Source organism: Flammeovirga sp. SJP92, from assembly GCF_001583495.1.
Taxonomy (GTDB): Bacteria; Bacteroidota; Bacteroidia; order Cytophagales; family Flammeovirgaceae; genus Flammeovirga.
Window position 1 is genome coordinate 91799 of record NZ_LQAQ01000099.1, and the last position, 12414, is coordinate 104212.

Annotated in this window: 5 protein-coding genes; all 5 read left to right on the forward strand. The window is 35.2% G+C overall.

All coding sequences use genetic code 11. The annotated features are described in order from the left end of the window. Window positions 1–468 precede the first annotated feature (468 nt). The 5 genes from AVL50_RS25595 (at window position 469) to guaA (ending at window position 12238) form a co-directional block, all read left to right on the forward strand. Window positions 469–3690, forward strand: a complete 3222-nt coding sequence (locus tag AVL50_RS25595) for a SusC/RagA family TonB-linked outer membrane protein (RefSeq protein WP_062619777.1) — start codon at window positions 469–471, stop codon at window positions 3688–3690. Window positions 3691–3731: 41 nt separating this feature from the next. Next, window positions 3732–5126, forward strand: coding sequence for a SusD/RagB family nutrient-binding outer membrane lipoprotein (locus tag AVL50_RS25600; protein WP_062619779.1), 1395 nt, complete (start codon window positions 3732–3734; stop codon window positions 5124–5126). A 521-nt stretch (window positions 5127–5647) separates the two neighbouring features. Beyond that, on the forward strand, window positions 5648–8887 hold the full coding sequence (locus AVL50_RS25605; protein WP_062619780.1) for a SusC/RagA family TonB-linked outer membrane protein: 3240 nt from the start codon (window positions 5648–5650) through the stop codon (window positions 8885–8887). A 19-nt stretch (window positions 8888–8906) separates the two neighbouring features. Beyond that, a complete protein-coding gene (locus AVL50_RS25610; protein ID WP_062619782.1) occupies window positions 8907–10535 on the forward strand; it encodes a SusD/RagB family nutrient-binding outer membrane lipoprotein in 1629 nt (542 codons plus the stop codon). 173 nt (window positions 10536–10708) lie between these two features. Then, on the forward strand, window positions 10709–12238 hold the full coding sequence (gene guaA / locus AVL50_RS25615) for a glutamine-hydrolyzing GMP synthase (protein WP_062619784.1): 1530 nt from the start codon (window positions 10709–10711) through the stop codon (window positions 12236–12238). Window positions 12239–12414: the final 176 nt, after the last annotated feature.

Genomic DNA, 12414 nt, shown 5'->3' on the forward strand with positions numbered 1-12414 from the left:
ATAAATTAAAGCTTTTTATCCATGAAGATTAACTTGTTATAATAGTATATAGGTTAGCTATGAATACTATAAAAATAAAGAGTTGTGGAATTTAACATTAATTTAGGGGTGAAAATTAGGAAGAATTGGAATTATTATTTTTTGAAGAAAATCCTTAATTTTTTGGGTGATTATTGTACTATTGGAAGATTTCACTGTGTTTGTTTAAGTGTAATTTTTAAGAAAAGTTAAAAAAATACTAACATTTGTTTACATATTTAAGAAATTTCTATTACATTTGAGGACGTGATAATTAATCATTTGATATAATGTACTACTAATACTTTGTATATAACTACTAATATTTAAACGGAATATATTTTTTGCTACCAATTCATAACGAGCAAAATTTTTTATAGAAGGAAGGGTTTTTTGGACTAAACCTAACCGATATTTAAACTTTAAGTTCCAATTCAATTTATTTTAACTATGAAAAAAGCAATTATGCTTCTTTCTCTCCTAATGAGCTTGTCTTTTGCTACGCTTGCTCAAGAGAGAACTGTATCCGGTACAATCTCGGATGCGAATGGCGAGCCGTTGCCTGGTGTTGCCGTAATATTAAAAGGTACTACACAAGGTACTGTAACAAACATCGACGGAGGGTATAGGCTGACAGTTTCTGGTCAGAATCCAACTTTAGTTTTCAAACTGGTAGGTTTTGTTCAGGTTGAAAGAGCGGTAGGCTCTAGCTCAGCTATTTCGTTATCCCTAGAGGAAGATATGAAACAACTGGATGAAGTTGTAGTATCAGCCTTAGGTTTTGAGGAAGATATTGACAAACTAGGATCAGCTCCTTCAAAAATAGCAGCTGAAAGTATTGTACAATCTGGTGAAGCTAACCTTATTAATGGTTTAGCAGGTAAAGCTTCAGGTGTAAGAATTAACAGTACATCTGGTGATCCTGGTGCTGGTTCATCTATCCAAATTCGTGGACAAGCAACAATTAACGGAGGTCTAGATCCATTGATTATTGTTGATGGTATGCCAATCAACAACTCAAGTGTAGGAGAGTCTACTAACTCAGTAGATGGTGTAGCACAGCAGTCAAGACTAAATGATATTAACCCTAATGATATTGAGTCTATGCAAGTGTTGAAAGGTGCTTCCGCAGCTGCTCTTTGGGGTTCTAGAGCTGCAAATGGTGTAATTGTTATTACAACAAAGAAAGGTTCTTCGACAGGTAAAAAAATGAATGTTTCTTATCGTGCGTCTTACTCAATAGATGAAATCAATAGAAAGCCTGAGTTACAATCTACTTATGGACAAGGATGGGGCGGTGCTTACGTAGAAGGTATCCTTACATCTTGGGGAGATAAAATTGCTGATAGAAAAGGAGGAAGCGATATTTATGATGAAACAGGTTCTAGATTTGAAGCTCAAAATGGTAACCTTTACTACCCTATTTCTGAGAAAAATAGTCGTGACGTATACACAAATTCAAACTGGGATGAAATTTTCCAAAATGGATCATTCTTAGATCAAAATATTTCAATCTCAGGTGGTGATAGAGACGGTTCTTTTATGTTCTCGGTGTCTGATATGGACCAAAGAGGTGTAGTTAAAAATTCGAACTACAAAAGAACAACAGCTCGTTTGAACACAATGAAACGTTTTTCTGATAAGTTCAAATTGACGAACACATTCAATTACACTCACTCAAAGTCAGAAAGAACTCAGAAAGGTTCAAATACTTCAGGTTTGATGCTAGGTTTATTAAGAACTCCTGCAGATTTTGATATGAGAGATTATAAAGGTACATATTATGGAGAAGATGGTACCGTAATTGAAAACACTCAAAGAACTTATAGAGATCCTCTAGGAACAGGTGCTCCGCGTTACGATAACCCACTATGGACTGTAAACGAGCAATCGAACCCATCAAAATTAAATAGATTTATCGGTACTGCCGAAGCTCAATTATTACCTGTAGAATGGTTAGACTTTACTTTAAGAACTGGTGTAGATTATTTCCAAGAAAATAGAGCTACATATTTTGCAGAAGGGTCTGCGGCAACAGGTGGTGCAGGTTTTTATGAAGAAGATAATATTTCAGAATTACAGTTTAATGTGGATTTATTAGGTCGTGTGCAAAAGCAAATCACTTCAGATTTAATGTTCACAGGTGTTCTTGGTTTCAACTATAACCAAAGAGATTATGAGCGTAGAGGTGGTGAAATGAATGAATTTACATTAGCTACAGCACCTCCTAACTTTACAAACTCAACAAACGACGTTAATTCACCTTCAAACTTCTACAGAACAATCAAAACTGCAGCAGTTTATGGTACAGCTAATTTCTCTTTTAAAGATAGATTATTTGTGAATGGTACTCTAAGAGGTGAAGCTGCTTCAACTTATGGAGAAGAGGAAAAGTCAGTTTATTACTATCCTTCAGCGGATGCTGCATACCAGATTTTAAATACAAATTCAGGAGCATTGAGTTTTGCAAAAGTAAGAGCTTCATGGGGGCAAGTTGGTGTTCAGCCAGGAGCATATTTAACTAGAACTCTTTATGCAGCTACAACAGTAACTGAATCATGGGGTCCTTCGTTAGCGATGTCTGGTTATGGTGGAGGTTTCGGCCAGTCTTTTAGAGCTGGTAACCCTTTCCTTAAGCCTGAAATCAAGACTGAATGGGAGATTGGTACAGATTTAAGATTCTTATCAAATAAGGCTAAATTAGGTATTACTTATTTCTCTAATGAGACAAATGATTTATTATTAGATGTTGATCTAGCTCCTTCTTCTGGTTTTGCTAACCAATTCCAAAATGCAGGTTCTCTAGAAAACCAAGGTATCGAATTAGATTTAGGATATGAAATCTTTAAAAATGCAGATTGGAGAGTTTCAGTAGACTTAAACTGGACGAAGATCAATAGTAAAGTAACTGATATCAATGGTTCACAGTTTATCTTATTAACAGGTTTCACTTCAACAGCATCTGGTGCAGCTGAAGGACATCCAGTAGGAGCACTTTGGGGTACTGACTTCCAAAGAAATGATGACGGTTCTTACGTTTTAGATGATAATGGATTCCCAATGGAAGATCCAGAAGAAAAAGTAATTGGTGATCCAAATCCAGATTGGAGAGGTGGTTTAGGTGCTACTGTATCTTATAAAGGTTTCAGATTATACGCTTTAGTTGAACATTCTCAAGGTGGTGATGTATGGAATGGTACAAGAGGAGCATTATCGTACTTTGGTAAGACAATTGATCAAGGTGGTGAAACTACAGCAAGCTCTGAAGTTACAGCTTGGGATGGTACTACTTATGCATCAGGAGATACTTTCAGAGGTGAAATTGCTGACTTCGGTGGAGGTCCTGTAGCATTAGATCAGTCTTGGTATACTTCTGGTCCTGGTTCTGGATTCACAGGTCCTGGTAAAAACTTCGTAGAAGATGCAACTTGGACTAGATTAAGAGAAGTTACATTAAGCTACAGCTTAAGAATGCCTGCTTTAAAGAGAGCAATCAAGATTTCATCAATAGATCTTTCTGTAACAGGACGTAACCTATTCTTATGGACGGATTATAAAGGTGTTGACCCTGATACAAACTTAACAGGAGCAACTGCAAATGGTAGAGGATTAGATTACTTCAACAACCCAAGTACAAGATCATGGGTGTTTACAGCAGCATTTAACTGGTAATCATTCCGATTCATAAATTTTTAATAAGAAATATATATCTAATGAAAAAGATATTTAAAAATATATTAGTAGCAGCTGCAACAGTAGGAGCAATGTCTTGTAGCGAGCTTGTAAAGGATACTAACATAAGTCCTAACTCACCTACCTATGCTCCAGCTAGTGTTGTATTGCCATCTTCTCAATTAGGTTTGGCAATGATCAATGAAGGTGATATTGCAAGAATTGCAGGTATTTGGTCAGGATACTTCTCAGGAAGTGTATTACAGTACCAGCCCATCCATGAGTATAACGTTGTAGCAGGCGATTTTGATTCTGCTTGGGATATCTTATATAGAGTATCCTATGGTAATGCAAAAGTGGCAATGGAAGATGCAGAGGAAAGAGGGAACAGAATATTAGCAGGTTACTGTAAAATCGTTATGGCGTATAGCTTAGGTATTGCAGCTGACCTTTGGGGTGATGTTCCTGGAGCTGAAGCAGGAAAAGCAATTGATGGAATTTCTACTCCAGTTTATGATTCTCAAGCAGAAGTTTTTACTGCGGTGCAAACATTGTTGGATCAGGCAATTGAAGATATCAAATCAAATGAAGGTGTAGTTTCAAGTGATATCTTAAACTTTAGTTTAGAGGCTGCATATAGCTTGAAAGCAAGATATTATATGCATACTAAAAACTATGATATGGCTCTTCAGAATGCTCAGTTGGGTATTTCTTCAGCTGATCAAAATGTTGAAATAGAGCATGGTACTTCATTGACAATCAACTCAAATATTTATTGGACTTTCTGTACAGTTGAAAGACCTGATTATTTGACAGCTGATAATTCATTTGGGGTAGGGTACCTTGAAGGTAGAGCTAATGCAAAAACAAAAACAGTTCACTTAAGTAGCTATTTATATAAAGAAGGTACTACTTATTCTCATGATCTAAATGTTTTAGAAGATGGATTCTTTGGTCAAACATCTACTTTCCCTCTTTTAACTTACAGAGAAAATGTTTTAACAATTGCTGAAACTTCAGCAAGAGCTAATGATTTAGCTACTGCATTGACAAAACTTAATGAATACAGAAGTTATATGGCTAGTGGTGGATATATTGATCCATTGTACCATAATGTAGATGGAGAAGCTTTACAGTATGATGCTTATACAGATGCAGATTTTGATGCAGGTGGAATGCTAAATCAAGATAACATATCTAAAGCAGATGCTTATGTTCGTGAGATCTTAGCGGAAAGATATACTGCATTAGTTGGTCAATTGGAAGGTTTTTCAGAAATGAGAAGAACTTACAAAGATCCTTTGAGAGTTCAAATTACTCCTAATACAGGTACTCAATTGCCTCAAAGATTACTGTATCCACAGGTGGAAATTAATACAAATCCAAATACTCCAGAATTGGTTGATGTATTTACTCCAACTGCAGTAAATCAATAATTAGAAAATAATTGAAATTGGAAGTGGATTCTTCCTTATAGATTGAACGAGGTGGTCTCATTTTGAGATCACCTCTTTTTTTATTTCTTGAATTCGAATAGAAATGGTATACAAAAAATAGAACTTTTTTTAAATTGTATAATATTTAGCATTTCTTTAAAAATAATCTGATAACATTGTATTATTTCTATATATAGAAGACTTTTTTAGATTGTTTTGTTAAAAATAATAAATTTTTTTCGTTGTATTTTTTTAGAGAATAGAAGTTAATGTTATACATTAGCGAAGTAGTAATTAACAAAACATACAATTATTACAAGAACCAACATTCCAATTTCAATTTATTTTAAAACTAATTCTATACTATGGTCAAATTTTTACTTTCTAAACTAAAGTTCCAAAAACATAACTTTTAACCGTTAATTTTCCATTATCTCAACAAGATAATTTAGAGTCCATTTTTTAGACTTTTCAATCTATGTCTAGGACTGACTTTTAAGTTCCAATTCAATTATTTTATTATGAAAAAAGCACTTTTGTTAGTGTCTCTTATGCTTTCTGTAGTTTTTGCTACGTTGGCACAAGAGAGAACAGTGTCTGGTGTAATCAAAGACCCTACAGGGGAAACTTTGCCAGGTGTAGCTGTTATTGTGAAAGGTACCACTGAAGGTACGGTAACAGGTATTGACGGTTCTTACCGTTTAATAGCAACAGGAGAAAATCCAATATTAGTTTTCAAATTAGTAGGGTATAAATCACAAGAAGTTACTGTTGGTTCTCAATCACAAATTTCACTTTCTCTTGAAGAAGATGTAGAACAACTAGAAGAAGTTGTAGTTACGGCATTGAACGTAACAAGAGAAAAAGCATCTTTAGGTTATGCAACTCAAACAGTAAAAGGAGAAGATGTTGCTACTGTAAAAGAAGCAAACTTTGTAAATTCATTATCAGGTAAAGTTGCTGGTGTTCAAATCAGAACAAACAATAACTTTGGTGGGTCAACTAACATTGTGATTCGTGGAACTACCTCAATTACAGGTAATAACCAGCCTCTATTTGTAGTAGATGGTGTGCCAATTGATAACAGTACTGGTAATACAACATCTCAAGAAGAAGGTGGTCGTGGTTATGACTATGGTAATGCTGCTTCAGATATTAACCCAGAAGATATTGAGACAATGAGTGTCTTAAAAGGTGCCGCTGCAACTGCTCTTTATGGTTCAAGAGCATCAAATGGTGCGATTGTAATTACAACTAAAAAAGGTTCAAAAAGAAAAGGTATTGGTATCAATATTTCAACTGGTGTTACTGTAGGTAAAATTCTTAAAAACACTTTTACAGAGTACCAAAATCAATATGGAGCAGGTTATGGACCTTATTATGGGTCTACAGGATATTTCTTAGATGATGATGTAAATGGTGATGGCAATTTGGATTTTGTAGTTCCAACAACAGAAGATGGTTCTTTTGGTGCTAAATTCGATCCTAATTTAAATGTTTACCACTGGGATTCTTTCGTCAAAGATTCTGAAAATTATGGAAAAGCTTATGCTTGGACCGCTGGGGCCACAACACCAGTGGACTTCTTTGAAACTTCATACACTTTCAATAATAGTATTTCATTAGAGGGTGGTAATGAGACAAGTACTTTCAGGTTAGGGTATACAAATTATAAATCTACGGGTATCTTGCCTAACAGTGAAATGAAGAGAGACAATTTCTCATTAACTGGTACAACAAAACTGCATGAAAAATTAGAAGCTTCTGCTAGTGTTAACGTAAATATGAATTCGACTACAGGTCGTAACTCTACTGGTTATTCTGATAACTTAATGTCTCAATTCAGACAATGGTGGCAAACAAACGTTGATGTAAAATCATTAGAGCACCTTTACCATAAAACAGGTAGAAACATTACATGGAACGCTGCAGATTATAATGATCCTGAAACTCCAATCTACTGGGACAACCCTTATTGGAGCCGCTTCGAAAACTACCAAACTGATTCAAGAAATAGAGTATATGGTAATGCATCATTGAATTATAAGCCTAACAAATGGTTAAGTGTATTAGGTCGCGCAACGATGGATCAATATACAGAAATCAGAGAAGAAAGAAGAGCAGTAGGTTCAGTAGCAACTACTTTCGGTGTGGCTAATAATGATGAGAGCTCAGGATATTCAAGATTAGAAAGAAACGTAAGCGAGTTTAACTATGATTTAATGTTAACTGCTAACAAATATTTTAATGATGATTTTTCTTTATTTGCTTTACTAGGTTCAAATATTCGTGTTCAAAATTTTGAAAGTGTTAGTTCTTCTACTAATGGAGGTTTAGCTGTGCCAGGTATTTATGCTTTAAGTAATTCAGTATTGCCATTATTAAATCCAATTGAAGAAAAAACGGAGAAACATGTTTATGGTATCTTCTCAAATGTAAGTTTGGGGTATAAAAATATGTTATACTTAGATTTAACGGCAAGAAATGATGTTTCATCAGCTCTTCCGACTTCAAGTAACTCATATCTATATGGATCAGTAGCGGGTTCTTATATTTTTACTGAAATGTTGAAAACAGACTGGTTAAGTTTTGGTAAGTTGAGAGCTTCATATGGTAAAGTAGGTAATGATACATCTCCAAATAGAACTGCAGATTTCTATTATAGAAATGACAACTTCGGAAGCTCTATCATTTACACATTACCAACAAGGAAAAACAATCAGGATTTAAAACCTGAGGAAACGTATAGTTTTGAAACTGGTATTGAATTATCTGCATTGAATAACAGAATTGGTTTAGACTTAGCTTATTATAAGATGAATTCATTTAACCAAATTTTCAATGTTTCAACTTCGAGAGCAACTGGTTACGAAAGTAAGTTTATTAACGGTGGCGAGATTGAAAACAGAGGATGGGAAGTGGCTTTAAAAGGTACTCCTATTATGAAATCTGGCTTTAAATGGGATATTACTTTAAACTGGTCTAGAAATAGAAACGAAGTAATATCACTAATTGACAATGTAGATAACTTAGTGATCAGATCTTTCCAAGGCGGTATTAGTTCAAACGCTACAGTAGGTCAACCGTATGGTATTTTAAGAGGTACTGGATATACTTACCATGATAATGGTCAAAAAATTGTTGACGAAAATGGTTATTACAAAGCTTCTGCAGATCAAATAATCGGTGATCCAAACCCAGAGTGGAATGGTGGTTTAACAAACACATTCTCTTATAAAGGATTGAGATTAAGTTTCTTATTGGATATGCAAAAAGGTGGAGATGTTTATTCACTTGATATGCACTATGGACAAGGTACTGGTGTTACAGCAAATACAGTTGGATTAAATGACCTTGGTAACCCAGTAAGAAATTCATTGGAAGAAGGTGGTGGAGTATTGAATCCAGGCGTTCAAGCAGATGGTACTCCAAATACTGTAAGAGCTCCTGCAGATTACTATGCTGGTGCCTTCTATTGGGGTAATGGTGAAAGAAACCCAGGTCAGATGACAGTTTATGATGCAACCTATATCAAATTAAGAGAGTTGTCTTTATCATATACTTTACCTAAGAAATTAGTCAGTTCATGGGCTCAAAATGTAACAGTATCATTTGTAGGTAGAAACTTAGCGATTCTTCACAAAAATACTCCTTACTTCGATCCTGAATCAGGTTTATCAGCTGGTAATGCACAAGGTTATGTATCGGGTGCTTATCCTACAACTGCTACTTACGGTTTCAAGTTAGACCTTTCTTTCTAATCTAAATTGATAAAAAACGATGAAAAAAATAATATTATCCTTATTAGTCGCTGGTTCATTAGTGAGCTGTAGTGATAATAAGTTTGAAGACATTAATTCCCCTGTTAAGAACCCTACAGAAGTTCCTGGTTATACTCTTTTTACAAATGGAGCAAGGGAAATGTTTGATATGATGGTAAATACTAGTGTGAATGAAAATCCATTCAGATTGTATTCTCAATATTGGGCACAGACCACATATCCAGAAGAGAGTCAGTACCAAATGGTACCTCGCCAAATTCCAGATAGTTATTGGAGAAATGGTTATGTATATGTTTTGAATAACCTGGTTGAAGCAAAAAGAGTAACGGAACCTTTATTAGAGGATATAAATGTTGACTCAGAAGAGGTTACAAATCAATTAGCGATTATTGATATTTGTATTGCATATACTTATTTGTCACTTGTTGATGCATTTGGCGATGTACCTTATACGGATGCACTTAATATAGAGATTTTAACACCAAAGTATGATGATGCTTCAAGTGTTTATGATGCTATGGTTGAAGTACTTGATAACTCTATTGCAAGTATTGTTGATGGATCAGCTGGTTTTTCAGATATCCAAGATCCAATCTATCACGGTAATGTAACTGCTTGGAAAACTTTCGCATATACTTTGAAATTTAAAGTAGGAGTAATGCTTTTGGATTCTGATCCATCTAAAGCTGAAGCTCTAATTAATGCATCTAAAGACCACATCTTTACAAGTAATGCAGATAACGCTTCTATTGAGTATGCTAGTACTTCGCCAAGTACAAACCCAGTTTGGGAGGCGTTAGTACAAAGTGGACGTAAAGATTATATTGTTGCTAACACTGTTGTAAATAAGTTGAATGATTTAAATGATCCTAGATTATTTGTTTTTGCAAAGGATCCAATTGATTTCCCTTATCAGACAAAAGAGAATGGTGCAGGTGAAACAATAAAGTTAGATTCAACATTCTCAGCTGATGACGTAATAGGTAAAGTTTTAATTTATACTGCTGAAGATGGTTCTGATTCGGTTGTCTATAAAACAGCTCCTTTCACAGTTACAGTTGCTGAAGAGAAAAAAGGTGTAAGATTGATTGAAGGTGGTACTTACGGTACAGCCAACTCATACGGAAGTTTTTCACATATTGGTAACGCTTTCTATGAGCCTGATTTACCAGGTGTAATTTTGAGTTATTCTGAAATTGAATTCTTTAAGGCTGAATTAGCAGAAAGAGGCGTTGCAGGTTACAACTCAGCAGATGCAGAAATGTACTATAATAATGGTATCAAAGCGTCTATGGCAGAGTGGGGTATTACAGACGCAACTGTAATTGATAGTTATCTGGCTGACCCAAATGTTGCTTATGCAACAGCTGAAGGTAATTGGAAACAAAAGATAGGATCTCAATTATGGTTAGCATTGTACAATAGAGGTTTTGAAGGTTGGACTACTTGGAGAAGACTTGACTTCGAAGGATTTGTAGCACCTCCAGGTTTAGAATTATCTGATATTCCAACAAGATTTATTTACCCAATTCAAGAAGGTACATTGAATGGGTCAAATAAAACATCAGCATCTTCAGCAATAGGAGGTGACGAAAAAACAACAAAATTATTCTGGGATAAGAATTAATTGTTGAGCTAATATTAGGAAAAAGGTTACTCTTTTTAAAGGGTAGCCTTTTTCTGTTTTTATGAGGTAAGTGTATAGTTATGTATAAATTAATGTATTCATAATTATCACTTTTCAATAAAAAACAGCATCTTTGCACGATCAAAAAATAATCTCTGAATACAACCTTTGTTATGGACAAGATCCTAATTTACGACTTCGGTTCACAGTACACTCAGCTGATTGCAAGACGCATCAGGGAGTTAAACGTTTATTGTGAGATTTTCCCTTACAATCACGAGCCAAAGATTGATCACTCTGAGTATAAAGGTGTTATCCTTTCTGGTAGCCCTCACTCAGTTTTAGAAGAAGATGCACCTAATTTTGATGTTTCTGACATCAGAGGAAAAATGCCTTTATTGGGTGTATGTTTCGGAGCGCAAATGTTAGCTCACCAAAATGGAGGAACTGTAGCACGTTCAGAGCACCGTGAGTACGGTCGTGCAAACCTTGACTTCATTGACCACACAAGCCCAATGATGAAAGGTATTCCAAACGATACACAAGTTTGGATGTCACACGGCGATACTATCCTAAACCTTCCTTCTACTTTCAAGGTGATTGCAAGCACAAACAGTATTCCTGTTGCCGCTTTTAGAATCATCGGTGAAGATACATTCGGTTTACAATTCCACCCAGAAGTAACACACTCTACAGACGGTAAATTCATGCTACAAGATTTTGTAGTAGGTGTTTGTGGTTGTGACCAAAACTGGACGCCTGAATCTTTTGTAGATGCAACTGTAGCATCTTTAAAAGAGCAATTAGGTGACGATAGAGTAATTCTTGGTTTGTCTGGAGGTGTTGACTCTTCAGTAGCTGCGGTATTACTTCATAGAGCAATTGGAGCAAACTTACACTGTATTTTTGTAGACAATGGTTTACTTCGTAAAAACGAATTCGAATCAGTATTAAAATCTTACCATGGTTTAGGTCTTAATGTAAAAGGCGTAAATTCTAAAGATAAGTTCTATGCTGAATTAGAGGGTAAAACAGATCCGGAAGCAAAAAGAAAAGCAATCGGTAAAGTTTTCGTAGACGTTTTTGAAGAAGAATCTAAGAAAGTAGAAAACGCGAAGTGGTTAGGTCAAGGTACAATTTATCCTGACGTAATCGAGTCTGTTTCTGTAAAAGGACCTTCAGCTACGATCAAATCTCACCACAACGTGGGTGGTCTTCCTGACTATATGAAATTAAAAGTAGTAGAGCCATTAAATACTTTATTCAAAGATGAAGTACGTTTGGTAGGTAAGGCATTAAACATCCCTCAAGAAATCTTAGGCCGTCATCCTTTCCCAGGTCCAGGTCTTGGTATTCGTATATTAGGTGACGTTACAGCTGAAAAGGTTGAAATCTTACAAGAAGTAGATCATATTTTCATCCAAGGTCTAAAAGACCACGGCTTATATGACAATGTATGGCAAGCAGGAGCAATGCTTCTTCCTGTACAGTCTGTAGGTGTAATGGGTGATGAGAGAACTTATGAAAAAGTAGTGGCACTAAGAGCAGTATCATCATTAGATGGTATGACTGCCGATTGGGTACACTTGCCATATGAGTTCCTTGCTGAAATCAGTAACAATATCATCAATAGAGTAAAAGGTGTAAACAGAGTGGTATATGATATCAGTTCTAAACCACCTGCAACTATTGAGTGGGAATAATCTGTATGGGGTTGTAGGGGTAGACCTATGTGTCTACCCTTGCCTATCAATAATATAAAAAGGCATAGGGTAAATATGATATTACCTTATGCCTTTTATTTTTTGTTACAAAAAAATGATTAAATTGCATTTACAGTTGTTTGCAATTATATTTTGATTTGTAATGTATAATCTAG